This window comes from Bartonella australis AUST/NH1 (genome assembly GCF_000341355.1).
GTDB classification, from domain to species: domain Bacteria; phylum Pseudomonadota; class Alphaproteobacteria; order Rhizobiales; family Rhizobiaceae; genus Bartonella; species Bartonella australis.
In genome coordinates this window covers 457,196-484,053 of the sequence record NC_020300.1, presented here as the reverse complement: position 1 = coordinate 484,053, position 26,858 = coordinate 457,196, and the positions used below count along the sequence as shown (strand labels likewise).

The following is a 26,858-nucleotide window of genomic DNA, read 5'->3' as shown; positions in this document are numbered from 1 at the left end:
TCGCGACGATATTTTCATTTTCCCAAGTCTGCTAGTATTTTTAATTATTTTCCCTCATCAACATTTTAAATAATTATTTTTTTGTGTCTGCACCGCCTTACTCTGAAAAATATAATGTCCACACCAATGGTTATAATTATCAAGGGTGGTGTCTATAAAAAACACATTGCTTTATTGAACGGCGGCTTCAGTAAAATAAATTCACCGTATCATGCTATAAGAAAATCGGTGATCTATTGATCACTATAGCCTATTTTTAAATGTTTGCGCACTAAAAAGGTGTAGATCACATGCTAATGAGGCGTCTGAATCATCAATCGATTGATTTTGATGAACCGGACAACGCAAATACAAAGAAATATCACGAGTGCGCGATTCCAGTCATAGATCCTTTAAGACTTCATATAGCTCTATTGCCTCCACCAACCCAGGAAGGATAATGATAAAAAATTAAAGCCCAAAAGAAAGACTTTTTCATCTTAATCTCCCCTTAGCGCATTTACGAGTAGAGGCTATCTGTCGGCACATATCCATACGTTCCCAATAAGCGAAAAGAGAAAAACAGCCCCCCGCGGCCATCATCAATGCACCAAGCCAAATACAAATTACGTAAGGTTTCCAATAAATATGCACAGAAAGCCCTTGACTATCTACGTGGCCTGCCACGATATAAACTTGAGAAAAGCCGTAACTTCGAATGCCGACTTCCGTTGTAGATATATTTTGACTCGGATAGAATCGCTTCGATGCTGTTACAATGCGTACCGATTTTTTATTTTCATACACCTTAAAATTGAACTGAGTTTCAGAATAATTTGGGCCGGCAATATTACGTATTTCATCAAAACGAATAATTTTGCCGGCAATTGCGACCGTATCCTCTATTTGCATAGTTAAAATACGCTCTTGCCCAAAAGCCGCGACGTAAATAATGCCAAATAATGTAACACCTAACCCCATATGCGCAGACGTAGAACCAAATACAGACCATGGCAGCCCCCCAAGCCTCTTAGCCCGCACCAATAAAGGGATTTTGTGATGGCCGCTCTTTACCCAAAGGTCAACCAGACTACCTAAAGTAACGAAAACTGAAAGTCCAATCCCAACGGCCGCAATGATATCACGCCAAGATGTTGCGTAAAGTGTCATAAAACAAGCCATACTGGCTAATCCGAAGATAAGCCATAACCGTTCAAAAACTGCGAGAAAATCACCGCGTTTCCACGCTATTATTGTCCCAAATGGGATCAACGACAATAGCAATACTGCTAAAGGTCCTACTGTAAAATTAAAAAAGGCAGCCCCTACAGAAATTCTGTGTCCAGTTAATAGTTCGAAAAAATAGGGATAGAGTGTACCAATCAACACCGTCGCTGTTGCTGTTATGAGAAACAAATTATTTAAAACAATGAAGCCTTCACGTGAAATTGGCCGAATGAATTTGTTTGTCTTCAAAGTAGGCATACGCAAAGCGTAGAGAAGTAAAGCCCCACCTATAAAAAAAAATGAAATAGCGAGAATCGCCCACCCCCGAGCAGGGTCAACAGCAAAACTGTGGGCAGATATCAAGACACCCGAGCGAATCAGAAAAGTTCCTATAAGAGAAAGAAAAAAAGTAAGAATAGCTAAAAATAAAGTCCAGCTCTTTAACGCACTCCGCTTTTCAAGAACAATAACAGAATGCAAAAGAGCTGTTCCTGAAAGCCAAGGCATAAGAGAAACATTCTCAACTGGATCCCAAAACCAATAGCCCCCCCAACCTAGCTCATAATAAGCCCAATAAGATCCAACCATAATGCCAAGCGTTAAAAAAGACCACGAAAGAAGGACCCACGGCCGCACCCAATGCGCCCAAACCTTATCAATATCTCCAGTAATTAACGCAGCTACCGAAAAAGAAAAACAAACAGAAAAACCAACATAGCCTAAATAAAGGAGCGGCGGATGAATTGCTAAGGCGACGTCTTGTAAAAGGGGATTAAGGTCTTTCCCTTGCAATTTTGGCGGATTAACGCGCAAAAATGGATTGGACATAAAAAGAATAAATGAAAGAAAAGCACTTATAATCCAACTTTGGCAGCTTAACACCAATGCTTTAAACTGTTTTGGCAACTTTCGGCTAAATAAGGCCACCAATGTACTGAAAAAAGCTAGATTTAAAACCCACAGCAGCATCGACCCTTCGTGATTTCCCCAGACACCGACGATCTTGTAAAATAGTGGTTTTTCTGAATGGGAATTTTCAACAACATTCAACACGGAAAAATCAGAAGCTACATGAGAATAAACAATAATCAAAAAAGAAAAGAGTAATAATATAAAGGCAATATACGTTAATGGCATCGCTACCTGCATTAACAAACGCTTTCCCCTTAAAGCACAGAAGGTAAGTGAAAATGCTTGTAATAAATTAACTGCAAACGCCGCCACCAAAAAAATATGGCCTAATTCAACGATCACGGTCGAATTGCCTCTCCGTACTATGTTGCTTTAAACGATCAGCTATTTCTTTAGGCATATAAACTTCGTCATGTTTTGCTAAAACACGCGTGCCTATAAAAAGACCCTGCTCATCAAAATACCCTTCTACGATGACACCCTGCCCTTCACGGAAAAGATTCGGCAATATGCCGTCAAAAACGACTTTTTCGTGTTTCACGTGATCGGTCACAAAAAAAGTGACCTTCGTCTTCCCACTATACTTCACAGTTCCTTTTTCGACAAAACCACCTAAACGCAAAGAACGGCCTGTCAAAATATCTTCTCTCGTAATTTCAGATGGCGTTCGGAAAAAACTTACTGTATTACGCATCGCGTACAATATAAGACCCGTTGCAACTGCCATAACGACAAGGCATAGTAAAATCATCACAAAACGCCTTTGCTTCCGCCTTTTTAACAAAAGCTTAAGCGAAGGAAAATTCTCTAAAGATTGATTGCTCATAACCTATTTACGAAAAATATTTTATAAATGCATGGTGTATCACACAATATTCATATGCATTAATCTCTTAGCAATTTTACATATCCTTCACGTTAGTGCAACTTCTTATCTGCTATTTCTATTATTACTAAACAGCCCTATTCAGTGAAGAGATTCTAAAACTTCTCCAGCATCCTGATTAGATACACTACGTAAATAAGCTATCATTGCCTCGATCTGTGATCGTCCTGTAATATCCTCAGGCGTTCTATCAAGAAAATTTTGTAAAATTTGTACTGCCTGGGTAAACTTCTTTGCTTGCTGAAATGCGCTAGCTAAGAGCAAAAAAGGATAAAAATCATTTGGTGCTAAATCCGCGGCCTTTTGAAAAGCACTTTGCGCCTCCTGCGTAATCACTCCGTTTTCATAACCAACCAAAGCCAAACCGTAGCCTACAAGCCTTTGAGGCGACTCTCCGTTTAAACGAAGTGCGTCTACGTAAGTATTTACTGAATCCTGAAAATGACCTATTTCAAAATAGCCCACTGCCAAGGCATCCGCTATTTTGCCATCATTTGGCGTGCGGAAAAAAAGCGCTTGTAGACGTACAACTTTTTCGTACTCATTGAGCATTTTTGGATCTTTATTCATTAATTCGCTAAAAAAATAACTTTTGACTTTTGGATTGCCCGTTAAACTATAAACGCCCCACGTTACGAAGAAAATAAACAAAGCACCAAGGATCATAAAAGTGCGGATGCTTTTATGATCCTTGCGGAACTTTTGTGCGAAATTTTCCTGTATTTTCGTCATAATAACAAAAAGAGCTGACCCGAAATGCGCTTTCTGCATACTTTCTTCGCTAGTACAATCGCGCTTAAAATTGGCCTTAAATTCGTGAATTCGATTTTTGTTAATATCAATAACCACAAGTTTCTTATCTTTTTTTTCTTACAATTAAAGTTCAATGAAAAAAGGAAGAACTGTAAAAAAATAAAAAGAAGTGCAATAAAAATTAACAGTAACATATCATTTCTGTACCAGTACGAGTCAAAAATCTGCAACCCATTTGCTCGCACTTCCATTTACTAAAATATTTAAGCAAGAAAACCGACTTCCCGCCTTGCAGCGCATATTAATGCGAGCTGTTCAACGTACATCGCTGATAGTAAAAAATGAAACTTTCCTTTATACATTCTTGTCGCGCATAAATATAACTCTCAAAATACAAAAATAACCTTCTCATCCCGCGTTCTTTCTGCCTCATACATTATGCAATGACATAGATCCACAATTGTAAAGAATCTATAACATATATGTTCCTTTAGATAAGGGGGGTACATTTATTGTCTTGGTAATAAGACTTTTGCATATAATCCGCCCAGCTTGGAACGCGACAAAGAAAGACTCCCGCCATATTCATTAACCATATCTGAAACGATAGCTAATCCTAAACCCGTCCCTGGTCTACTTTCATCGATCCGTCGGCCTCTTTTTAAAGCTTCATTAATCTGCTTTTCTGTTAAACCGGGGCCATCATCCTCAACGGTGATACTAAAAGACGCCGTTTCTCCAATATTTTTTTCTAAAAAACAGTGGACTGAGATTTGAGTGCGAGACCATTGAGCTGCATTCTCGACTAAATTACCCACAATCTCCTCCAGATCTTCTCTTTCACCGGAAAAAATAACGTCATCGACGTTCATAGTAAATTGTATATGTTTCTCGGGATTGAGCTTTCTCATAACCCGTACTAGACGATCAACCGTCGTACGGACAGATGTATGATAAATAACACTATCACGCTGCGCTGCAATTCGGGCGCGTCGTAAATAATGATTGATTTGGGCCTGCATTATCTTGGTTTGCTCCCGCAATAAGACAGCCCGCGCCCCACTCATTTTATCCGCTTCATTCATAATAACCGACAAAGGTGTCTTCAATGAATGAGCGAGATTGCCAACCTGCGTTCGAAACCGCTCAATGATGCGCTGATTATTATCAATAAGAGCGTTCATTTCTTGTGCTAACGGCATAATCTCGCTTAATAAATCCGTATTTACATGATCGGCCCTGCCCTCGCGAATATCGTTCAGCGTTTGCCTTATCTGCTTCAATGGCTGAAAACTTAAGAAAATAATGACAATATTGATGAGAACACTCCCTATACCAAAGCTCCAAAGAAAAATTTGCAAGGTCCGTTTAAATTTCTGTACCTGTGCATGTGCTTCATCAATATTCCCAATGAGGCGAAAGCGTGCGACACGATTCTGATCGCCCAGAGCAACATCGCTTTCGATAACTTGTACCTCCTGGCCGTCGCTCCCCTTGGTCCGGTAAGAGCGCAAAAAATTGCCGTCAAAGGGCACATCACTATCACTCGGAGAGAAAATTTTCTTAGTTCCTAACGACGGGGAGGTCAGCCTTCCATGCAGACTAGGTGATATCGCGAAAACTTCCCAATACCATCCCGATGTCGGGTCTGAATAACGAATATCATCGAGCCCAAAATTTCCTTCTAAAACCCCATCAGCTTTCACAGTCACAGTCGCAATCAGGCTATAAAGATGAGCAAAAAGGACGCGTTCTAAGCTTTGTTCACTTGAGCGCTTATAAAATAAAATACTAACTGCGGAGATAGACGAAAGAGAAATAGCAACCCATACTGTCGATAAAATCATAACACGCAAACTGAGAGACCTGCCGATAAAAAGGCACAATCGCCTAAACTGGCTATCATTTTTTGGAGCCGTCATTGATCACCTAACGTTTTTACCCGATAGCCCATACCCCGGATAGTTTCGATTAAATCTACTCCAAGTTTTTTACGCAACCGCCCCACAAAAACTTCGACTGTGTTCGAATCCCTGTCAAAATCCTGATCATAAAGATGCTCAATGAGCTCTGTCCTCGAAACCACTTTATCACGATGATGCATAAGATAGGAGAGAAGCCGAAACTCATGTGACGTTAATTTAACTAACCTATCTTCGACAAAAACACGGGAAGTTTTAGTGTCCAATAAAACCTTACCACAGGACAACGTATTTGTCGCATGGCCGGCAGCGCGGCGAATTAACGCCCTTAACCGCGCCGTGACTTCCTCTAAATGAAATGGCTTAACAACGTAATCATCGGCGCCCGCATCAATGCCCAACACTTTATCAGACCAACAATCACGCGCCGTAAGTATCAAAACGGGCATAGAATACCCCTCTTGACGCCATTTCTCAACGACGCGAATCCCGTCCATGCGCGGTAAACCAATATCAAGAATCACAGCATCATAAGGCTCCGTACTGCCCAAAAAATAAGCTTCTTCACCATCAAAAGCGCTATCAGATACATACCCTGCATTTCTTACAGCTTCCGCTAATTGATGATTAAGATCCCGATCATCTTCGACAATTAAAATGCGCATCACCGTACCTGAAAAAACTAATCAGCGGGGACCGTAACCTCAATGCGGCGTGGTTTTTGACCATCATAAGCAGGTACTACAACCACGACTACACACACATTTCTGCCACCTCGAACACTCAACGTCGAACGAGTCAACATTCCTCTCTGTTGAATTGCAACCTTTTTGCCTATTTCGGCACAATTATTTGCCAAAACAGAATTTACACCTACGAGACTTATCAGTACTGCAAAAAAAGAGATTCTTACCATCATGGATCTTTCATAACCTATTCAACCTGAATATAAACTGAATAATGGAAATTATCAAAAATCATAAAAATATAACCTCTATCCGTTTCAATAGGTAAGTGTATCGTAACCATAAATCTCAAAACTTCTCGCTCAAAAGCATTTAAAAATTACGCAAAATTTAAATAACAAAGCTTCAAAGAGGCCATAAAGGCTGAATGCGTGTACTGTATACAACAAACTGCCTCATTCAAAAAACTTCCTTCTATCACCACTATAGCAAAAAAGTGCTTTCACTCCATATAGTTATAGATCTATCCGGTTGCATCATTGTGTAGTGGGCTTCTTTGAATGTTTAATTTATCGCGAAAAAAGAAAGCGCGGCATAATAGGCCGTTCTGTAGCCCTGCGCTCATCGAATTAGACGCGTGGCTGGACACAACTCTTTACCACATCCGCGTTGCGAGCAGTTTTTTCTTGAACAAAACAGCTATTATTTTGCAACGTTTTCGCGTGCGAGGATGGAAGCGGTTTACGGTCGAAATTCTCAATGAAACCTTAACGTTGGGATTGATTGGCTTTACCATCTTCACCGCTATCGGTATTTCTGTCTTTGAGCTAACGAAAAGAGATTGGTATTTATCTGAGAATTTTTCCGTTCTTTTCTTAGATCGATATGGGATTCCTGTCGGTTACCGTGGTGCCTTACCGGCTAAATCTGTCCCCGTTGAAGAAATGCCTGATTATGTTATCAAAGCAGTTCTCGCAACAGAAGACCGCCGTTTTTTTGACCACTGGGGAATTGATTTTTACGGCCTCATACGGGCAATCTCACAGAATATGCAGGCTAAAAGCGTAGTCCAAGGTGGCTCAACCCTCACACAACAACTGGCTAAAAATTTATTTTTAACAAGTGAGAGAACCATCACACGCAAAATCAAAGAAGCTTATCTAGCTTTATGGCTGGAAGCAAATTTGAGTAAAAAACGGATTTTACAGCTTTATCTTGACCGCGTATATATGGGAGGCAATAATTTTGGTATCGCGGCAGCTTCGAAATTTTATTTTGGTAAAAATATACGCAATGTATCTCTTGCTGAATCAGCTATGCTGGCGGGCCTTTTCAAAGCACCGACTAAATACGCTCCCCATAGCAACTTACCCGTCGCACGAGCACGTGCCAATGTGGTGCTTTTCAACCTCGTCGGAGGTGGTTTTATGACTGACAGCCAAATTATTAAAGCATATCGCCATCCTGCCAACACTGTTACAAAATTTAAAAATAATCAGTTTAATTATTTTCTTGATTGGGTATTTAACGAAGTCCGTAGCATAAGCGATAAACTACCGACCCACGATTTGATTGTCCAAACCACTCTTGACCCAGAGATTCAAAAAATAGCAGAAGAATCAGTCCAATATTATTTAAATCAATATGGTAAGCAATATCGTGCGACGCAAGCAGCTGCCGTTATTATATCTAATAACGGGGCCGTGCGCGCGATTGTCGGGGGACTTGATTATGCTCAGAGCCAATTTAATAGGGCGACACAAGGTGGTCGGCAACCTGGCTCTTCATTTAAACCTTATGTTTACACTGCTGCAATGGAACGCGGTCTGTCCCCCTCAACAATAGTTCCCGATGTACCTATTAATTGGGGTGGGTGGACACCAAAAAATAACTCTGGCCACTATCTCGGCAAAGTCGATGTGGCAACTGCTTTAGCATTTTCTATAAATACAGTTCCCGTTTATATCACCCGCCAATATCTCAATCGCAGTACTCAGCCAATCATAAACCTGATCAAGAATATGGGTATTAACGCCAACATTTTATCGCACAAAACGATGGTTTTAGGCACCTCTAATATGACTCCAATGGATCAAGCAACTGGCTTCAATGTCTTTGCTAATGGAGGTATAGCTGGGAATCGCCACGGGTTTACGCGAATTAGCGCGGCAGATGGAGAAATAATATGGGATTGGAAACGAAACAGCGAAAATCTGCATCGGGTTATCAGTGAACAATCAGCAGCTTATATGAACCAAATGATGGTTGGTGTTACAACTAGAGGATCTGGTAAACGTGCAGCTCTACCCATGACCCTTGTTGCTGGAAAAACCGGAACATCGCAAGCTTATCGTGACGCGTGGTTTGTTGGTTTCACTGGAAATTACACTGGAGCTGTATGGATGGGCAATGACGATTTTTCCTCCATGAACCGCGCTTTTGGCGGCGTCATCCCCGCTATGATATGGCACCGCATCATGCTCTATGCACATCAAAATAAAGAAATCAAACCTCTTTATGGTGTCAAAGATTCTATTTTACCTTATCAGCCACCAGATATCTCCTCCCGCGATAATTCTGAGCATGTACCTCAATTCCCCTACACACTCTCGCCTAAAACGTTAGACACTGTGCGATATATTTACAACAGTTTAAAACAAATCCCACCTAAGATCTCATCGAAAATAAAAATCTCTGAGTCCTTAACACATTAAATTCGAGTATCCCGGAATGGCTATTAATATCGCTAGTGCTTTTTTAATTTTTTCTTTTTCCATTCTATTTGGAACACTTAGTGTTGATTACATGCTCAATTCTTCCAAAAATTTTGGGCGTTTAACAATTGGAGAATGGAGTGCTTATCCACAAATAGGAACCTTAAACGCGGACCCCTATACCCGCGCACGCACCGCGAAACGTGGTGAGCTCTCCCTTGGATACGTAGAAAACGTAGCTTTTCAAGCTTGGAGGGATAACGACGGGCGCCCACTACAGCCCTATTGCCATTATTTACTTGAAGGCCAAATCCCCACGGCACGACTCTTTACTCTTTATGCAGCCAACCAATTTCTTGAACCCTATATCTCAACTAAATCTATACCCTTCGAACTTCACACTCATAATGCCATCTATGAAAGCGATGGGTCATTGCGTATACACATATCACCAATACCGCAAACTGGAAATTGGCTTACGACTCTTAGTAAAAAAGAATTCGGGCTCGTCCTCACCTTGTACGATACACCAATCATGACTATAACGCCGTTACACAAACTTATCATGCCATCCATAAAACGAATTCCATCAGGACAAAAAGGCTGTGACTAAATTCATTTACGCCGCGCTTCTTACAAGTATTGGTGCTGTTGTAGTTCATATTTGTGTTTTATTTTTAGTCCCTTATTATACGCAGCATAATACGTGGGAGCGACTTGAGAAGACAGGAAAATATTATCAATTTGTAGATTTAGATCCAAAGGATCCTATTCGCCGATCCGCTGACCCCTTATTCCTCTTTAAAGTCTGCAAATTTAACCTCAAAAATGGCCCTGTTCATTTAACAACTCCCCCAATTACACAATTTTGGTCATTGTCAGTTTATACATATGAAGGAACGATTTTTTATAGTATCAACGACCAAACAGCCCCTAATGCCGTGCTCAATCTTATCGTTGGAACCCCTATACAAGTGATGACTCTCAGGCAATCGAAATCTAAAAACGAGACCGATCCAGTTTTAGTGGCTAAAAAATTAAACAAAGGCTTTGCTATCTTGCGTATCTTCACCCCTTCTCTCTCCACGAAAAAGGAAAGCGAAGCTTTTCTTTCATCTGCAACTTGTCGCATATTTAATGAATAAAATCACATTAACCTCTAATTTTGCGATTATCCTATTTTTGTAAAAGCGAACGAGATTACCGAAATGACAATTTTATCCTCGATCGAGAGAGATATAGAATTGCGCTACGGCCCTTATTTTTTATTTTTGATAACTTGAAATTTGTTTATCAATTTAGAAGGCTGGCGAAAAAATGCTAACAGCTATTCCTATTCAATACATAAAGACTCCTACGATATAAACACAGTTGAATTCATCCACTCGCCACCTCTCGTGAAATAAAACGAAAATTCCTTCTATTTCACTTAAAATATCCATGTTTGGCGAAGACTGCCTCCAGCACTACAAGTAACATCGAAAGGCTCTGAGTAATAAGCGTACCCACATCGATTATTTAACTTACAATCCACATTTACTCCCAAGTAAGCCCGATGTCCGTAAAACTCAAACAATTATGTGAGGACTCTGCATAAAGGGGATTGTCTTCAGCTCAATAAACCAACTTCACGCATTTTAACCAAAACCCCACGGCTAATCTTACCTGTTATGGGAAGATTAAACATTTTTTGAAACTGTTTTAAAGCGCTCTCAGTCTCCTTATCTTCTACAGCAGTGACGACCACTTCCTGGTTGCCGAAAATGCGCAAAGCCTCTTGCACCCGCGTAATATCCGCGGTAGAAAGACTTAAAATGACCTTCTCTGGATGCGTCGGGCTATCTGTTATTATTTTATCATTTGCTATATTTTCTTCGCTGCGCTTAATTAATAAAGCAATCTCATCTGTAGAGTATTTCGGTAGAATGCTCCTTTGCGCTGATGAAGTTCCATGAGCAGTTCGTTGTTCCCGCAGTGGTACAGCACGACGTGTTTCAGGACTATTTATCCTGCCTAAAGCGCCATCATAAAATCCAAGTTTTGTCGGCTTTTCTTTCATTTCTGGCAAATTCTGCGACAGAGAGTTACGTAGAGGATGTGAAGATGAATTTTTACGTAAACTATTCAAAACAGGTATAGGGATAACTCGAATGTCTTCTGGGAAATTTGCCGGCTTTTTAAGTATAGCGGAACTTTTGACCAAAGCTGAAAACGGCAATGATTCCATTTGAATAAATACATTTTGATGCATATTTCTTTGTAAAAATAAAGCATTCAAAGTAACGACCCCAAAACTGATAATGAAAAGAAAAAAGCCAACGACCAATAAAGCGTTCGCGCGTGTACGCTGATAAAGCCATTTCACTAACCAGAAAAAAAAGTGACTACTTATTAAAAAAAATGCTATAATAAAGCTGCGCTGTCGGGCAACTTTGGTTTTGCGCGTCTTTCGTTTTTTTGCCATTATCTCAATTTTATTCTCGGTTTTAACTGCTCCCTGTGCGAGGTCCAATATAAACAACCTCCATTTTCAGCCGGCTGAGAAAACACACTGGCGCTATTGTTCCATGTTCTTTTAAACTGTTAATTATTACGTAGATAGGTAAGTTTGTAGACCGGCAATAACTTCTAATCTATTTTTCGTAATACCACACCTCACAGGCACTCCAAGCACACGCAAGAAGAGCTTAATACACGACGCCCTTTTGTTTTATTCAACGCCATCATTGCGTATAATCAGTCCTCCGCACCTCTCTATATACCACCGCGCACGTAATGCGCTTTTTCAAGCATACTCCGGACGACACATGAAGCAAAATTCGACATTTACCTTAATGTCAAATAATCAACCTCACAGCATATATCTTCCCGATATCCCGTACGTAAACTCACACCCCCGTGTAATAACGTAGTCAACGCGGTTAATATAATATCGTACGACAATGTCAATTTACTCCGCTGCTATTTAACAAATTTTGCAGGCTCCATTCAAACTTTTATTCGAAATAGTGAAAGGAGTAAGGAAGATTTTTTTCCAACTACCCTGATAGAACCGGAAACGTCGCGCATTTTCAATGATCTTTCACGCGGAAATTTGATGTTAAGATTTTTATCAAAAAGACAATGAGCACTGCCTTGTACACACATTGCGTTATGCATCTTTTCTGACATAATCGATGACGTGTATTTTTAAGATATAAGGTGTTACCAATCTTTCAGCAAAAATATCATAAATTATTTCTTTTTATTCATTTCTAACTGCGGTATATTAGCCTCCCATGGTGCGTTTTTTAATTAAAACAGTGTTTTTTTTATTTTTTGCCTTCGTGGTTATTTCGCTTTTTGCAACAAAGCCAAACGGCGGCCGCTCTTCCTCTTCAGCAACCGTAGACATAACAATAAGCGATGTGGCTACCGCCTTTACAGGAACTGTAAACGATTTGCGGGCATTTTGCGGGCGTAATATGACAATCTGTAAAACCGGAAAATCTTTTTTAAATTCCATTGGAGAGCACGCACGCGATGGCGCAAAAATCGCCTATGAATACCTCGATCGCACATTTAGCGGTAAAGACACAACTCAATCCAAAAACACTGGCCCCAAATAAGACACACCGAACCTCATGGAAAAATAAACAGGGGATAATAAATATTTACCCGTCAATAAAATTTCACTAAACAATAACACAAAGAAAGGTCTGCGTCTATGACAGAGACGATCGACGACATTGCGGAAAATTTCGCTCTTCTCGATAATTGGGAAGATCGCTATCGTTATGTAATTGAACTTGGCCACAAATTACCGCCTTTTCCCGAAAGTGCCCGGAATGATGCCAACAAAGTGCACGGCTGCGTCAGCCAAGTATGGCTCTTATCTTCTCATGATAACTCAGAAAATCCCATATTAACATTCCTAGGTGACTCCGACGCCCATATCGTGCGCGGGCTCATTTACATCCTCTTTGCATTCTACTCAGGCAAGAGGGCTTCTGAAATTCGCACAGCGGACGCTGAAAAACTTTTTGAAACACTTGGCTTACACGAAAATTTAACCCCACAACGATCTAATGGCCTTAAATCAATGATTAATCGTATCCGCGCTGAGAGCTCTCTATAAGAATCAGACCCTTGTACCGCGACCAAAAAAGACCGCGACAAACATCTTTTCTAAAACAGAACCTCCACACGCCGAAATTCGGAATGCTTTTCAGAAAATGCAATTACTTAGCTTTCTTCTGCTGACTTTTGCGCCCAAGCCCCATTTCCTTGGCTAAAGCCGAACGAGCTTTCGCATAATTGGGTGCAACCATAGGATAAGAACTGTCCAGTTGCCATTTTTCACGATAGTCCTCAGGCAGCATCCCATAATGCGTCATAAGATGACGCTTTAAAGACTTAAACTTCTTCCCATCTTCAAGACAAATAAGGTAATCAGGAAAGATTGAACGTTTCGGATTAACAGCAGGCCTTTGCTTTTCGATTTCAACTTCCGTTAACGCCGCATTTCCCGCTTTTAAAAAAGCAGCATGAACATCAGCAATCAAACTTGGTACTTCAGTCGGCCGGATCGAATTATTACCCACATAAGCAGCGACAACATCAGCAACCAACGTAATAACTAAATTGCTTTCAGTCTCTAGGACTGGATGACGTTCCATTTTTGTTTCCTTTAAATATTAAAATTGAGACATCATTCGCATTTACACTCGTAATACCAGAATTTCACGCGCATAAGTTTCATATTGTATAAAAATCTTTTTTGTCAATTCAATTATTCTATAAAATAGCTCTAACACAAAAAAACAAAACAAAATCCCATTTTTCGTCATATTATATAACAAAAAAGCTGATTTGTTCCCTTTTTAAAAAGGACTTCGCCTCGTAAAACACCTTTTACGAAAACAAAGTACAGTATAAACTTAACATTTTACATTGAATTTAGGAATAAATATGTTCAATACAAGGCTATAATACATAAAATAAGTTTTTTATTTTATGTATTAATGATATCGTACTTTATTATTTTCTCTGAAAATCTCAACTTTAATATCAGAGGACAACCTTCCATAGACATTAAAAAGTGAGTCAAATAACCTTTCAAATTCAACGCATGGGAAATGCATAGATAAATAAAAACAAAATGTATAAAACAGCTTAAATGTGAATGATTAACGTTAAAACAGTACGGAAAGGCACATTAATATGACCTCAAGGGGGCTTTTTTCTATGCGAATTTTGGTACCTTCACTTCTTTGCTGTTTTACTGCGTAAGTCGTAGCAAGCGACTCCACCATACGGCAAAATTTGGTCTCGGTACCAAATAGCTAATTTTTTCCAACTCATCGGTGAAAATGCTGTTACATATGTTAAGGAACGTTCATTATAGCACATAATGAATAATGTGTTGTATGAACCGCCAAATCTCCTTCAGCCGCACCTTTGCTGAATAAACTGTAATTTACAAGCTCATGTTATTACGTGCATATTATTTCTTCAGCATGTGAAAAAACCACTGATGTCTTTCAATATAGGACCATATATGACTTACCCATCTGTACTTCCCCCGAAGGCACCCAAAATTGTTTATAAAAAAATATACCACGGTACCTGCCGTAATGACCCTTACCACTGGTTACGTGCATCTAACTGGCGGAATGTTTTCAAAAATCCTAACAATCTTTGTAAAAATATCCGATGTCATCTCGAAAAAGAAAATGCTTATCAAGCCGCTCAAATGGCTGATACACAACTATTGCAGGATTCACTTTTTGCAGAAATGAAAAATCGTATTCAAGAAAATGATAGTTCTGTTCCCGTGAAACGTGGCCCTTTTTCCTATGGCCTATCCTATATCACCGGAGGTCAACAACCACGCTATTTTCGCATGCCTAGAGACGGAGGTAAAAAAAATATTTACCTTAATGGTGATGCCTTGGCCGAAGGTAAAAACTATTTCAATTTTGGATCGGTCCAAATATCTCCTGATCATACACATGTTGCATGGACTTACGATGACAAAGGATCTGAATTTTATACAGCTAAGATTCGCAGTTTTAAAACATTGTCTGACTATACGGATACGATCATTGAAACATCTGGACAAATTGTATGGGATGCAAAATCTGAAGGTTTTTTCTACACTAAAATGGATGAAAATCATCGTCCTTCAGAACTCTATTATCATCGATTGAATACCGAGCAATCTCAAGACAAGCTTATTTTCTCTGAAAAAGATCCGGGATTTTTTTTAAATATAAGTGGTTCTAAGCTCAATAACGTTATTTATATTAATGTTCATGACCATGAAACATCAGAAACTTGGCTCATCCCTGCTGAATCGCCTCTTACAGCTCCCCGATGCGTAAAAAAGCGTCAAAAAGGTGTTGAGTATTCTCTCACAGAAGGAGGGGATGTCTTTTATATTCTCACTAATCAAGATAACGCTAAAGATTTTAAAATTATGGTAGCGCCGTGCGCATCACCGCAACCAGAAAACTGGTCCGAACTCATACCTCACCAACTCGGACGCCTAATTTTATCTCATGATGCTTATCAAGATTTTCTTATCTGGTTTGAACGGTTCGATGGGCTTCCTCGTATACAAGTCATGGAGCGTTCTACTGGACAAATTCATCTCGTCGCCTTTACAGAAGAAGCTTACTCTTTAGGCCTACAAGGCGCTGCAGAATATGACAGCCAAACCATTCGTTTTTCTTATTCATCCATGACAACACCTGATCAGGTTTTTGATTATGAAATTAAAAGTCGCAAACAAATACTTCTAAAAACACAAATAGTCCCCTCCGGGCACAATAAAGATGATTATATAGCGAAGCGTATTACAGCAACTGCAGATGATGGTGAAAAAATTCCTATCTCACTTTTTTATCATAAAACCACCCCGCTTAACGGCAGCGCACCTTGTCTTCTTTATGGTTACGGCGCTTATGGAATTTCCATACCCGCAGATTTCGACAGCAACGTCCTTTCATTGGTTAATAGAGGCTTTATTTACGCAATTGCTCATATTCGTGGGGGAAAAGAAAAAGGAGTTGAGTGGCACGAAAAAGGAAAACACCTTTTCAAAAAAAATACATTCACAGATTTTATCGCATGCGGACGCCACCTCGTGGAAAATAAATTCACCGCTCACGACCGTCTCATCGCTCAAGGAGGCTCAGCAGGAGGAATGTTGATGGGCGCCATCGCGAACATGGCCCCGCAAGACTTTGCCGGCATTATAGCGAACGTCCCTTTTGTCGATGTCCTCACGACTATGTTAGATGCTTCACTACCTCTGACACCCATAGAGTGGCCTGAATGGGGCAATCCGCTTGAATCACAAGAAGATTATAATCTTATCGCCTCTTATTCACCCTATGATAACGTAAAAGCACAGAAATACCCCCCTATCCTCGCTACCGCAGGACTAACCGATCCTCGCGTAACTTATTGGGAGCCTGCAAAATGGATAGCAAAACTACGTGACTGTAAAACAGATAACAACCCAATCTTATTGCGAATAAATATGGATTCGGGTCACACAGGGACAGCCGGTCGATTCTCAAGACTAAAAGAGACCGCGTACATATACGCGTATATTCTGAAAATAGCAGGCAAACACCATTTATAACTTAAGTATTTTTTTCTAAAAAGGCTTCGTGATTCAGTAAAGCACGGAGCCCCCGATTTTGAAACAAATTGTTTAAAACCCACAACCTTCATACAGTTGGAGAACGTAATCCCAATTAATCAAATTATCCACGAAAGCTTCGAGGTATTTCGGGCGTGCATTACGATAATCAATATAATAAGAATGCTCCCAAACATCGACCCCTAGAATAGGTTGAGCATCATGAACCAAGGGATTTTCACCATTGGGTGTTTTTGTAATTTCAAGCTTGCCATCTTTGACAGAAAGCCACGCCCAACCAGAACCAAATTGAGCACAACCCGCCGCAATAAAATCTGCACGGAATTTATCATAGCCGCCCAGGTCGGTTTCAATAGCTCGCGCTAATTTTTCTGGTAATTTTCGACCACCACCGCCTTTTTTCATCCAATACCAAAACTGGTTGTGATTGTAATACTGGGCGGCATTATTAAATAAAGCGGGATTTTTTCCGAAGCTTTCTTTAATGATATCTTCGATGCTTTTACCCTCTAAGCCCAAATCTTTCACCAACTTGTTAGTATTAGTAAGATAAGCAAGGTGGTGCTTATCACGGTGATATTCGAGCGTTTCCCGCGACATATACGGCGAAAAATCATCATAAGCATAAGGCAATTCTGCCAATTCAAAAGCCATTTTAAAAATCTCCTCGATTCTAATTTTAAGCTCACTCTATAGACCTAATTTGGTACTCATAGCATCTAAAAATAAATAAATATCTATACATATCATTTAGCATTCACAAGCGTCTATCTATAAAGAAGCTTTTCATGGACCGTTTAATTAACCAATCAAGATATGATCGATTAATACAATTGCATCGCTAAAAAAGTTCTTAACCGCGTGTCGGGCGATCGATGGAACAAAACAGGAAGCCCCCCTTCAGAGAGCCACTTTGTCGGCCCCATTGTATAAAATTGCGGATTAGCACAAAAAGTTGAAAATACAATCCCCTCTCCATCGTGATTTTCAAAAAAATAAGCAGCGAAACCCACATTGAATGCGGCTGATTAAGCTACGCTGAAGTAGGCCCAAGAATATCAAACAGATTCGGTAAAATAAACCCCCACATTTCTTTACTGAACGAAACGAGCGGCCTTATTCTATTTTCTCAATCGAAGCTTCAAAAACGCCCTTGAAAAGCAAATGTAGTTTCCTAAACCATAAGTGATCTTAGAAAGGTGCGTATACATATTCAAAACGCTCCCCACGTTAATCCTAAATGTGCGAACTTGTCTAAATTTAAACAGTCTAGACTCGAGAAAACCCCATAATCCAAGCCGTAATTAATGGCCACGCCGCTACATGCAGTCAAAACTACATTACAGAAAGGTTACGGGGAAATAACTCGAAACCCTGCAAAACCATCTACCTGTTGCTACCCACTTCGAAAAAAGATCCTCGAAACAAAGCTTTAAAAAATCTGGCTGGGGTACCTGGATTCGAACCAGGGAATGCCGGTACCAAAAACCGGTGCCTTACCGCTTGGCTATACCCCAAAAGGACGCAGCTGCATCCGCGTCCGCACCTTATAGCCATTTCCGCAATCGTACGCAACATCTGAAAGTTAAAGCTCTCACTTTTTCGTGCCGTAAAGTTAGCCCGCATGGTGACGACGCGAATAAATATTACTAACAATCAAGCATTCACGTTAATGGAAAACTCTGCGGTGATGCTACCTCCCATAGCGTGCTTTCTCCCATCCAATCTTCAGCAATCGCTATTTATAAACGCCCTCCGTTATATTAATACCTTAACAAGCAACTAAAAATGAAACAAAAAACCACTTTAGAATTTGCCGCCCGCAATGATCACCCCATCAAAAAAATCGTTTAAAAGCTCTAACTCAAAATTATAGGAGGAAACCAATCTCCCTATTTTTGCCCAGCTCAAAAATTTATTGAAGAAATAAGGCGCCTTGCTGCAACAACGCACTATATCTCAACAGCTTTTACTCATCACTTTGATAAAAAGGGAGCGAAGCTATTTCCATATCGAGTGCATCCATAAAAGCGATAATAAAAGCGGCATTTGTACCAAAATCCCTCGGAAAATAACGTGAAGCAGCGCGCATATCAACAAAAGTTGTACCTCCTTCATCTGTTAAGCGAATCGCGATATCAGAAATAAAACCAAAGCTAAAAGACTTCGCTACTGTCTCAATATACAATTCTTCTTCTTCTCCCTTAACAGACCGCTGAGCTATCACTGGCCAACCATAAGCAGCTAAAACATTAAGAACAGATTTACTAATATAATCAGGAGAGCCCTCATAACGACGACCAGACATTTCCGGCCATTCTGACATTTGTAACGCTGCCTGTTCAATCAAAACGCTCTTAAGCGGCAAAGAATCACTAGGGCGTGCGGAACGAAAAAAAACCGGCGGCCTTCGTGTATCAGTAGAAACGTCATAAATAGCCGGAAAAGCAAACCAAAACCAGACGAATAACATCAGTGGTGTAGCAGTTATCAATGAATATACAATACCTCTTAGAGCTTTCATCCCACCCCGGGCGCCATACCTCCATAAACTGTAAAGCGCTTTTACAGCAAGAAAGAGAGAAAAAAGAACGCAGCACGCAGAAACTACCATCAAAATAGCGAAGTCAATCGTGCGAATCACAGAAAAACGCTGTAGGAGCGCCGAAAATAGCAAAATAAGGAAAGCCAATCCACCGAAACGCGGCGCCCATACCGCCGCCCTTGAGGTTAACCGAACATATCTCTTTTGCATTAAGCTCTCTTTTTCTCGATAACGTGTTCTTGGTAAAGCTACCCTCAGATTTTGTATCTCATGGACCGCTTCCAATCACATAGAAAAAGTAAAGCACTTACTCGTGAGATCAAGGATAATCCTGCTTGATACCTCCGATAGCTATTTTAACCAATTTATATAGATCATCGTATTTTGGCCTTTTATTTTTGTAATACGCCCCCTCCTTCTCGTCTTTTGGCAAACAGAAAAACGCTGATATTCACCTTCAAGAAAAATTTAGAAAGTCGGTACTATTCTATAAATAACGAGCTGCGGTGACAACGGATCGTATACCATTGTACCCCGCCTTATCGGCCTATACGCATATCAAAGCGTGATACTACCTTCTTCCCACTGCATCCCAGCAATATCCCCCTTTTCCCCGCCTTTAGTGATATATAAAAGGTTAAAAAGTATTATTTGCGCACAGAAATAATCATATAGACAACACCTTCAGCGCCTACGTTTTTTAGCAATTGCTGATTGCGCAGCGGCTAAACGTGCAATTGGTACTCGGAAGGGAGAGCATGAGACGTAGTCTAAGTCATTTTCTTCACACAAAGCGATTGAATTAGGGTCACCTCCGTGCTCACCGCAAATGCCCAATTTAATTTTCGCACGCTGAGAACGTCCACGCTGTACTGCGGTGGCAATGAGCTCTCCAACTCCACCGCGATCAATTGATATGAAAGGATCTTGTTCTAAAAGCCCTTTTTGAAAATAAATTTCCAAAAAAGATGCTGCATCATCACGCGAAATACCAAAAGTCGTTTGCGTCAGATCATTTGTCCCAAACGAAAAAAATTCTGCGATTTCTGCAATTTCGTCCGCCCGAAGAGCTGCCCTTGGTAATTCAATCATCGTTCCAACTATATAGTGAAGGTCTATTCTTTTCTCCCTCATCACTTCACCAGCTACATGATCAATGCAGGCTTTAACAAAAACCAATTCAGACTTAAGCGCAACGAGCGGCACCATAATTTCAAGCATAACAGGAGAACCAGTTTTCTGAGCTGCCTCCGCTGCTGCTTCAAAAATTGCCCGCGCCTGCATTTCTGCAATTTCAGGATAAGTAATAATCAGACGGCACCCCCGCAGTCCAAGCATAGGGTTAAACTCGTGCAATTGCTGAGCACGTTCTGCAAGTATCTCAGGAGAAACCCCCATAGCTGTCGCAATATCGAGAATTTCTGCATCTGTTTTCGGCAAAAATTCGTGTAAAGGCGGATCTAAAAACCGGATAGTGACAGGCAGGCCAGACATAATCTCAAACAACTCGATAAAATCCGACCGCTGCATTGGCAAAAGTTTATTCAGCGCTTTACGACGTCCCTCTTCATCACCGCTTAAAATCATTTCACGCATAGCGACAATACGCTCGGCCGCGAAAAACATATGCTCGGTACGACAAAGGCCGATACCCTCGGCCCCAAAAGAACGTCCCATACGTGCATCAGATGGCGTTTCAGCATTAACGCGAACTTTCATACGCCGCATCCCATCGGCCCATTCCATCAATTTAGAAAAATCTCCGCAAAGCTTAGGCTGCAACATTGCGACTTTCCCTTCGAAGACCTCCCCACTTCCACCATCGATCGTAATGATATCGCCTTTTTGAAAACTCTGCCCTGAAGCAACCATTGTGTTCGTACTGTAATCAATCCGTATACTTCCCGCACCAGAAATACAGGGTTTTCCCATACCACGTGCTACAACGGCAGCGTGACTCGTCATGCCACCACGCGTCGTTAAAATGCCTTCTGCAGCATGCATACCATGAATGTCTTCCGGGCTTGTTTCTATGCGTACTAAAATAACCTTCCGACCTTCTGCCTTAACTGTTTCCGCTTCTTCTGAAGTAAAAACAATTTCACCAGTTGCCGCTCCAGGAGAAGCGGGCAAACCACACGCTATAACAGAACGCGTCGCTTGCGGATCAAGCGTCGGGTGCAAAAGCTGGTCAAGAGATTTTGGTTCAATCCGCATTATAGCTTCTTCACGACTTATCAATCCTTCCTCGACCATTTCGACTGCCATCTTTAGAGCTGCACGCGCTGTTCTCTTGCCTGAACGAGTCTGCAACATCCATAATTTACCTTTTTCAATCGTGAACTCTAAATCTTGCATATCTCGATAATGCTGTTCAAGCTTATGAGCAATCCGGCATAGTTCCCGAAAAGCTTCTGGCATAATTTTTTCCAGCGATGGCTTATTTGAACCAGCAGCAACACGTGCGATTTCTGTGATATTTTGAGGAGTGCGAATCCCCGCTACGACATCTTCACCCTGTGCATTAACTAAAAATTCGCCATAAAGCTCTTTCTCTCCTGTCGATGGATTACGTGTAAAAGCAACACCTGTCGCCGAATCTTCCCCCATATTGCCAAAAACCATAGCCTGAACGTTAACAGCTGTCCCCCAATTTTCGGGAATATCGTGTAAACGACGATAAGTGACTGCACGCATGGTCATCCAACTTGAAAAAACTGCCCCGATCGCGCCCCATAATTGCTCTTCAGGATTCTGCGGAAAAGGTTTCCCTAACTTTTCTTCAACGTGCGCCTTATAAGAAATAATAACATTTTTCCAATCATCAGCTGTCATTTCTGTATCGATATTATAGCCATTGCGTATTTTCGTTTCATCGAGGATCTCTTCAAAACATGAATGATCTAATCCCAAAACGACATTGGAATACATTTGAATAAAACGGCGATAACTGTCGTAAGCAAAGCGCTCATCGTTAGCTTGTACAGCAATTGTCTCCACGGTTCCATCATTCATACCGAGATTCAGAACTGTATCCATCATCCCCGGCATAGAAGCTCTGGCCCCCGAACGTACAGAGAGCAAAAGTGGCATTTTTTCATTACCAAACTCGCGTCCAGTTTGCTCACCGACACGTTTGAGCGTCTGCTTGACGGTTTCCCGCAATCCTTTAGGATATACCCTATCATTTGCATAATAAAAGTTACACACTTCTGTTGTAATGGTAAATCCAGGAGGCACAGGCAAACCAAGATTGCTCATTTCTGCCAAATTCGCTCCTTTGCCGCCAAGGAGGTTGCATTCATTCGCACTGCCTTCTGCACGGCCGTCGCCAAAACTATAAACCCACTTTGTCATACACAAACTCTCCCGTTATCAGCATCAAAACATCCTCTGATTCAGGCTAATTGTCAAAAGTAATTTTTTGATCCAAAAATTGGCCAAGCTGAGCAAAACATCACCTGGGTAAACGCGAAAATTAATCCCTGTTAGCGAAATGAAATGCTCATCTTTTGAAGAAGAAGTCTATTTTGGAAGGAAACTATCAATTACCGAAAAGAAAGACTCTTCTGATGCAGCGCCTTCATATTTATGGCCATTAATAAAAAAGGTAGGCGTCGCTGTAACGCCCAGCTCTTTCCCGCGCTCGAAAGATGCATTAACTTCATCTAAAATAGACTGATTTTTCAGGCAAGCATCAAAACTTTCATCCGTTAACCCTGCCATTAAGCCAATCTTCTTTAATGGCGTTAGAGCATCTTGTTCCCAAACCCACTCACCCTGTTTTTGAAATAAAACTTCTATTAAAGGAAAATAGCGATCCTCTGGTACACACCGTGCCAGCATAAAGCCCGCTGTCGCTCTGGGGTCATAAGCAAAATCTCGGAAAATAAGTCTTACTTTCCCTGTTTTGATATATTTTTCGCGAAGCTTCGGAAATATATCATTGAAGAAAAAGGCACAATGAGCGCACGTCAGCGAAGCATACTCAATAATAGTTACTGGCGCATTATCCTCCCCCTCAACTCTATCCTTAACCCTGCTCGATTGAAGAAGCCGAGCCATATCAACAATTGCAACCGGTTTAACTTCACTAGATGGAGCGACAGCAGCGCTAATATGCGTAATTGTGGCTAAACTAAAAACTACGACCGAAGATAGAAAGACGCGAAAATATGGCATGAATAATACTTCTTTGATAATACTTCTTTATATTGTTGCAAAACAAACAGAGACCAAAACCCTTTTATAATTTTAGGCTATAATTTCAAACTATAATTTTAGATTATAAACTCCTTTATGATACTTTATTATTTTTTTCCGCAAAAATGCAACACCCAAGTTCATAAAGTAACTGACGCAAACTCGTATCTTCAATATCCTCAAGCATTTTTTCTACACGCTCTTTATCCTTTTTATCCAAAGGCGACTCTAGCTTCTGCGCCTTCTGCGGACCAACGGAAATTGATGCGCGCTTTTGCTCTACCTTAATGCGGCCGATGGCAGCATACCCAAAAAAACTATTAACTCTCTGGATCAATTCATCTGTTTCATGCATCAATTTTAATGCAGCAAACCCCTCAGAAACTACAATAAGCGTCGCAGGTCGAAAAACTCCATCTCGACCTGTATGATGTTCCCAAATAATCTTGAACGGCACCGTATGTTCGCTGATATCGCTGCCCACAATCTGCGGCCAATGTTCTATAAGCACCATATTAAGCCCCGCCCGCTTTCGCAAAATCGGATCGAGCATCCCAGACACCACCTTGGAAAGAGGATAAAAACGGCACTCCTGAAATTGTTTTCTCATTCGCTCTAAATCTTCGTCAAATTATCTACCAAATCGTTACGCCCTTTCTTTCGTCTTAAAATTACCACCTCACAGGGCTAACCTCAAGCACGAGTGAAAATACGGCACCTGCTGAGCCTAAAATTCCGCGATAAAGCGCTCAAAATAAACCGTACACTACGATAAATAAATACTTTTTCTTTGCATTTTATACCTTCCTATGGTTGAAAATAACGATGCACGAAATCTCTTCACTCCTCCTTGCTTGGTACGACCAAAATCACCGGAATTTGCCATGGCGCGTCGCCCCTAAAAAACAAACAGAAAACACCCGCCCCGATCCTTATCAAGTCTGGCTATCTGAAGTCATGCTTCAACAAACGACTGTCGAAACCGTCAAACCTTATTTCAAAAAATTTCTAAAATTATGGCCTGATCTCTTTTCTTTATCGCAAGCGTCGCAAGATGATATCATGAAAGCATGGGCTGGTCTTGGCTATTATTCGCGCGCGCGTAATCTTAAAAATTGCGCCTGCAAACTCGTTCAAGAACACGGGGGTAAATTTCCGCAATCTGCAAAAATATTACGCACTTTACCCGGAATTGGAGACTATACTGCAGCAGCTATTGCTGCAATCGCTTTTAATCACCCCGTAGCTGTTATTGACGGTAATGTCGAGCGCGTTATAACCCGCTTATTTGCCATCACTTCAGTATTACCTAAAGCAAAATCTGAAATCAGAGAAAAAACGCAAAAAATTGTCGCCTCAAAACGTCCCGGCGACTTCGCTCAAGCTGTGATGGATTTAGGAGCAACAATTTGCACACCGCGAAAACCGGCTTGTTTACTCTGTCCTCTTCAAAATTTATGCAAAGCAGCAAAAATGCAAGCAACGGAAATTTTTCCAGTTAAAACCGCTAAAAAAGAACGCCCTTTAAAAACTGGCACTGCTTTTGTAATATTTAATGAAAATAAGCAAATCTACTTAGAAAAACGACAAAATAAAAGGTTACTCGGCGGCATGACCCAAATCCCTAATAATATTGGGACACGCGGTGAAAACGGACTCCAAGACGCACCTTTTTCCGCCAATTGGCAATTTAAAGGGCAGATTACGCATATTTTTACCCACTTTTCTTTAAAACTTGACGTTTATTGCGTTGACAGCATTCAAGAAATTAACCTTGAACATGGATGGTGGTGCGACACCCATCAGCTTGCTAAAGAAGCACTCCCCACAGTCATGAAAAAAGCCATTTCAGTCGTGGTCCCTGACTCTTTCAAACTAAAGTAATCCCGCTCCCTAAAAAGCCGACTACCTGTTTTAGAAGCAGACAATCCAAAATAAAAAATTTAATTTGCCGCCTATAAAACACCGGTTTCCAGCATCTGTGAACGTACTACCGTCCTTAAATCATCTATCGATTTTAATTGACCATCTTCTTCATAATACCAAAATGTCCAACCATTACAGCTTTGCGAAGCCTGTGCCTTCCGTCCCATCATATGAATGGAACCAGCTTCGCCGCAACACGTAATAGTACCGTCTGCCCTCACAGTCGCCGATATTTGTTTCTTCCGATCATAAAGGACCTTTCCAGGGCGAAGTAAGCCCGCTTCCAGTAAGCTAGTGAATGCTACACGCGGTTCTGCTTTTTTCCCATTTAAAATCGTCAATTCTGGTTCAGCTAAAGGTTTTACCGCAGAAATCCTCTTATGCGCTGCATCAATGTAGTGTTGCTCACGTTCAATACCCACAAAATCACGCCCCATAAGCTTAGCAACAGCGCCTGTCGTCCCTGAACCAAAAAACGGATCAAGAATGACATCACCAGGCTTACTAGAGGCCAAAATAATACGCGCCAATAATGCTTGTGGCTTTTGGGTTGGATGCACTTTACGCCCTGCTTCATCCTTTAAACGCTCAGCCCCTGTGCAGAGGGGGAAAAGCCAATCCGAGCGCATTTGCACATCTTCATTTGCAGCTTTTAAAGCATCATAATTAAATGTATATTTTTTATCTTTCTGATCCCGCACGGCCCAAATGAGCGTCTCGTGAGCGTTTTGAAAGCGACGCCCACGAAAATTAGGCATAGGGTTATTTTTGCGCCAAATAATATCATTAAGCACCCAAAAGCCCAAATCCTGTAACGCTGTGCCAACTCGAAAAATATTATGATAAGACCCGATAACCCAGAGTGTTCCATTAGGCTTTAAGACGCGACGACAAGCAAGCAACCACGCACGCGTAAAAGCATCATAAGAGGCAAAATTTTCAAATTGATCCCACTCATCATTAACAGCATCAACGAGCGAATGATCTGGACGGTACAACGCACCTTCTAACTGTAAATTATAGGGAGGATCTGCAAAAATAACATCAATTGAATGCTTAGGAAGTTTCCCCAGAATCGCAATGCAATCTCCTTTAAAGATTTTATTACGCCACTGCATCTGTGAAGAAGCACGAACCAAATCTTTTTTAAGCTGAACAACTGTCATAAAACGCTCAACAATACAAACCAAAATTTTCCTGTGATTAAAATGCCTTAGAGAGCCGCATCGGCCGTCATACTCACAAAATAAAGTAAATGTATCGTTAAGGCGTTCCAAAAATAATATTTGTTTTATCCCTATAAGACAGGTAAAGGATTGGATGCCGATTTAGCCTTGTTTTCTTTTTCTTCAATGTGCTATTCGCATACCTCGTGCTTCGTTAAATCACCGGTAACGATTGTGAAACTATCCCCGTGAACTGAAAATCTACGAATACCTTTTTTGCAAACT

22 protein-coding genes, 1 tRNA gene and 1 pseudogene are annotated in these 26,858 nt (G+C 40.9%); 7 read left to right on the top strand and 17 right to left on the bottom strand.

Going from position 1 to position 26,858, the window contains the following annotated elements; translation table 11 throughout:
- Positions 1–65: 65 nt before the first annotated feature.
- The 7 genes and pseudogenes from BANH1_RS07620 to BANH1_RS02055 form a co-directional block, all read right to left on the bottom strand.
- Positions 66–478: pseudogene (locus BANH1_RS07620) on the bottom strand (cytochrome c-type biogenesis protein).
- Entirely contained in the window at positions 475–2,460 is a 1,986-nt protein-coding gene (locus tag BANH1_RS02080) for a heme lyase CcmF/NrfE family subunit (protein WP_015397783.1), read from the bottom strand. The pseudogene BANH1_RS07620 and the gene BANH1_RS02080 overlap by 4 nt, the downstream one beginning before the upstream one ends.
- A complete protein-coding gene (gene ccmE / locus BANH1_RS02075; RefSeq protein WP_015397782.1) occupies positions 2,450–2,944 on the bottom strand; it encodes a cytochrome c maturation protein CcmE in 495 nt (164 codons plus the stop codon). Before ccmE ends, BANH1_RS02080 begins: the two co-directional genes overlap by 11 nt.
- A 141-nt stretch (positions 2,945–3,085) precedes the next feature.
- Positions 3,086–3,853 carry a tetratricopeptide repeat protein gene (locus BANH1_RS02070; protein ID WP_015397781.1) on the bottom strand — a complete coding sequence of 256 codons (768 nt, stop codon included), beginning with the start codon at positions 3,851–3,853 and terminating at the stop codon, positions 3,086–3,088.
- Positions 3,854–4,266: 413 nt separating this feature from the next.
- Positions 4,267–5,679 (bottom strand): ATP-binding protein, encoded by a 1,413-nt coding sequence (locus BANH1_RS02065; protein WP_015397780.1) that lies wholly within the window; start codon positions 5,677–5,679, stop codon positions 4,267–4,269.
- Positions 5,676–6,344 (bottom strand): response regulator transcription factor, encoded by a 669-nt coding sequence (locus BANH1_RS02060; protein ID WP_015397779.1) that lies wholly within the window; start codon positions 6,342–6,344, stop codon positions 5,676–5,678. Before BANH1_RS02060 ends, BANH1_RS02065 begins: the two co-directional genes overlap by 4 nt.
- Before the next feature lie 17 nt (positions 6,345–6,361).
- On the bottom strand, positions 6,362–6,598 hold the full coding sequence (locus tag BANH1_RS02055) for a hypothetical protein (RefSeq protein WP_015397778.1): 237 nt from the start codon (positions 6,596–6,598) through the stop codon (positions 6,362–6,364).
- 327 nt (positions 6,599–6,925) lie between these two features.
- Between BANH1_RS02055 and BANH1_RS02050 the strand changes: the two genes are divergently transcribed.
- The 3 genes from BANH1_RS02050 to BANH1_RS02040 are packed head-to-tail and all read left to right on the top strand — an operon-like array spanning position 6,926 to position 10,224.
- Entirely contained in the window at positions 6,926–9,079 is a 2,154-nt protein-coding gene (locus tag BANH1_RS02050; protein ID WP_015397777.1) for a transglycosylase domain-containing protein, read from the top strand.
- Positions 9,080–9,095: 16 nt separating this feature from the next.
- Positions 9,096–9,692, top strand: a complete 597-nt coding sequence (locus BANH1_RS02045; RefSeq protein WP_015397776.1) for a DUF1214 domain-containing protein — start codon at positions 9,096–9,098, stop codon at positions 9,690–9,692.
- Positions 9,685–10,224: a DUF1254 domain-containing protein gene (locus BANH1_RS02040; protein WP_015397775.1), complete on the top strand. Its 540-nt coding sequence runs from the start codon at positions 9,685–9,687 to the stop codon at positions 10,222–10,224. Before BANH1_RS02045 ends, BANH1_RS02040 begins: the two co-directional genes overlap by 8 nt.
- 464 nt (positions 10,225–10,688) lie before the next feature.
- On the opposite strand, the gene BANH1_RS02035 is transcribed toward BANH1_RS02040, so the two are convergent.
- Both BANH1_RS02035 and BANH1_RS07525 read right to left on the bottom strand, forming a co-directional pair.
- Positions 10,689–11,543, bottom strand: coding sequence for a peptidoglycan-binding domain-containing protein (locus BANH1_RS02035; protein ID WP_015397774.1), 855 nt, complete (start codon positions 11,541–11,543; stop codon positions 10,689–10,691).
- An 804-nt stretch (positions 11,544–12,347) separates the two neighbouring features.
- Entirely contained in the window at positions 12,348–12,584 is a 237-nt protein-coding gene (locus BANH1_RS07525) for a hypothetical protein (RefSeq protein WP_041582927.1), read from the bottom strand.
- Between BANH1_RS07525 and BANH1_RS07520 the strand changes: the two genes are divergently transcribed.
- Together BANH1_RS07520 and BANH1_RS02025 are read left to right on the top strand one after the other, a co-directional pair.
- Complete coding sequence (locus BANH1_RS07520; RefSeq protein WP_244427670.1) at positions 12,487–12,687, top strand: DUF5330 domain-containing protein; 201 nt, start codon at positions 12,487–12,489, stop codon at positions 12,685–12,687. The genes BANH1_RS07525 and BANH1_RS07520 overlap by 98 nt on opposite strands.
- Before the next feature lie 98 nt (positions 12,688–12,785).
- Positions 12,786–13,196 carry a SufE family protein gene (locus tag BANH1_RS02025; RefSeq protein WP_015397773.1) on the top strand — a complete coding sequence of 137 codons (411 nt, stop codon included), beginning with the start codon at positions 12,786–12,788 and terminating at the stop codon, positions 13,194–13,196.
- 103 nt (positions 13,197–13,299) lie between these two features.
- Here BANH1_RS02025 and BANH1_RS02020 read toward each other — a convergent pair whose 3' ends face one another.
- Positions 13,300–13,737 carry a Ros/MucR family transcriptional regulator gene (locus BANH1_RS02020; protein WP_015397772.1) on the bottom strand — a complete coding sequence of 146 codons (438 nt, stop codon included), beginning with the start codon at positions 13,735–13,737 and terminating at the stop codon, positions 13,300–13,302.
- 881 nt (positions 13,738–14,618) lie between these two features.
- Here BANH1_RS02020 and BANH1_RS02015 point away from each other — a divergent pair.
- Positions 14,619–16,712 carry a S9 family peptidase gene (locus BANH1_RS02015; protein WP_015397771.1) on the top strand — a complete coding sequence of 698 codons (2,094 nt, stop codon included), beginning with the start codon at positions 14,619–14,621 and terminating at the stop codon, positions 16,710–16,712.
- Between the two features lie 72 nt (positions 16,713–16,784).
- Here the strand turns inward: BANH1_RS02015 and BANH1_RS02010 are convergent, their stop codons facing one another.
- The 6 genes from BANH1_RS02010 to BANH1_RS01980 all read right to left on the bottom strand — a co-directional run bounded on the left by BANH1_RS02010 (position 16,785) and on the right by BANH1_RS01980 (position 24,091).
- A complete protein-coding gene (locus BANH1_RS02010; protein ID WP_015397770.1) occupies positions 16,785–17,387 on the bottom strand; it encodes a superoxide dismutase in 603 nt (200 codons plus the stop codon).
- A gap of 788 nt (positions 17,388–18,175) precedes the next feature.
- Positions 18,176–18,250 (bottom strand) — tRNA-Gln (locus tag BANH1_RS02000).
- Positions 18,251–18,702: 452 nt separating this feature from the next.
- Positions 18,703–19,488 carry a DUF1499 domain-containing protein gene (locus BANH1_RS01995; RefSeq protein ID WP_015397769.1) on the bottom strand — a complete coding sequence of 262 codons (786 nt, stop codon included), beginning with the start codon at positions 19,486–19,488 and terminating at the stop codon, positions 18,703–18,705.
- Positions 19,489–19,962: 474 nt separating this feature from the next.
- Entirely contained in the window at positions 19,963–22,635 is a 2,673-nt protein-coding gene (ppdK, locus tag BANH1_RS01990; protein ID WP_015397768.1) for a pyruvate, phosphate dikinase, read from the bottom strand.
- 168 nt (positions 22,636–22,803) lie between these two features.
- On the bottom strand, positions 22,804–23,460 hold the full coding sequence (locus tag BANH1_RS01985) for a DsbA family protein (RefSeq protein WP_015397767.1): 657 nt from the start codon (positions 23,458–23,460) through the stop codon (positions 22,804–22,806).
- A gap of 115 nt (positions 23,461–23,575) precedes the next feature.
- On the bottom strand, positions 23,576–24,091 hold the full coding sequence (locus BANH1_RS01980) for a DUF721 domain-containing protein (RefSeq protein ID WP_015397766.1): 516 nt from the start codon (positions 24,089–24,091) through the stop codon (positions 23,576–23,578).
- Positions 24,092–24,306: 215 nt separating this feature from the next.
- Between BANH1_RS01980 and mutY the strand changes: the two genes are divergently transcribed.
- Positions 24,307–25,365 (top strand): A/G-specific adenine glycosylase, encoded by a 1,059-nt coding sequence (mutY, locus tag BANH1_RS01975; RefSeq protein WP_015397765.1) that lies wholly within the window; start codon positions 24,307–24,309, stop codon positions 25,363–25,365.
- 71 nt (positions 25,366–25,436) lie between these two features.
- On the opposite strand, the gene BANH1_RS01970 is transcribed toward mutY, so the two are convergent.
- Positions 25,437–26,525, bottom strand: a complete 1,089-nt coding sequence (locus BANH1_RS01970) for a site-specific DNA-methyltransferase (protein WP_420804623.1) — start codon at positions 26,523–26,525, stop codon at positions 25,437–25,439.
- Positions 26,526–26,858: the final 333 nt, after the last annotated feature.

Bases quoted from the DNA above. Each gene is read 5' to 3' on its own strand.
- ccmE (WP_015397782.1), bottom strand. From the start codon at position 2,944: ATGAGCAATCAATCTTTAGAGAATTTTCCTTCGCTTAAGCTTTTGTTA.
- BANH1_RS02065 (WP_015397780.1), bottom strand. From the start codon at position 5,679: ATGACGGCTCCAAAAAATGATAGCCAGTTTAGGCGATTGTGCCTTTTT.
- BANH1_RS02060 (WP_015397779.1), bottom strand. From the start codon at position 6,344: ATGCGCATTTTAATTGTCGAAGATGATCGGGATCTTAATCATCAATTA.
- BANH1_RS02055 (WP_015397778.1), bottom strand. From the start codon at position 6,598: ATGATGGTAAGAATCTCTTTTTTTGCAGTACTGATAAGTCTCGTAGGT.
- BANH1_RS02050 (WP_015397777.1), top strand. From the start codon at position 6,926: ATGTTTAATTTATCGCGAAAAAAGAAAGCGCGGCATAATAGGCCGTTC.
- BANH1_RS02045 (WP_015397776.1), top strand. From the start codon at position 9,096: ATGGCTATTAATATCGCTAGTGCTTTTTTAATTTTTTCTTTTTCCATT.
- BANH1_RS02035 (WP_015397774.1), bottom strand. From the start codon at position 11,543: ATGGCAAAAAAACGAAAGACGCGCAAAACCAAAGTTGCCCGACAGCGC.
- BANH1_RS07525 (WP_041582927.1), bottom strand. From the start codon at position 12,584: ATGGAATTTAAAAAAGATTTTCCGGTTTTACAGATTGTCATATTACGC.
- BANH1_RS02025 (WP_015397773.1), top strand. From the start codon at position 12,786: ATGACAGAGACGATCGACGACATTGCGGAAAATTTCGCTCTTCTCGAT.
- BANH1_RS02020 (WP_015397772.1), bottom strand. From the start codon at position 13,737: ATGGAACGTCATCCAGTCCTAGAGACTGAAAGCAATTTAGTTATTACG.
- BANH1_RS02015 (WP_015397771.1), top strand. From the start codon at position 14,619: ATGACTTACCCATCTGTACTTCCCCCGAAGGCACCCAAAATTGTTTAT.
- BANH1_RS02010 (WP_015397770.1), bottom strand. From the start codon at position 17,387: ATGGCTTTTGAATTGGCAGAATTGCCTTATGCTTATGATGATTTTTCG.
- BANH1_RS01995 (WP_015397769.1), bottom strand. From the start codon at position 19,488: ATGCAAAAGAGATATGTTCGGTTAACCTCAAGGGCGGCGGTATGGGCG.
- ppdK (WP_015397768.1), bottom strand. From the start codon at position 22,635: ATGACAAAGTGGGTTTATAGTTTTGGCGACGGCCGTGCAGAAGGCAGT.
- BANH1_RS01985 (WP_015397767.1), bottom strand. From the start codon at position 23,460: ATGCCATATTTTCGCGTCTTTCTATCTTCGGTCGTAGTTTTTAGTTTA.
- BANH1_RS01980 (WP_015397766.1), bottom strand. From the start codon at position 24,091: ATGAGAAAACAATTTCAGGAGTGCCGTTTTTATCCTCTTTCCAAGGTG.
- mutY (WP_015397765.1), top strand. From the start codon at position 24,307: ATGCACGAAATCTCTTCACTCCTCCTTGCTTGGTACGACCAAAATCAC.
- BANH1_RS01970 (WP_420804623.1), bottom strand. From the start codon at position 26,525: ATGCAGTGGCGTAATAAAATCTTTAAAGGAGATTGCATTGCGATTCTG.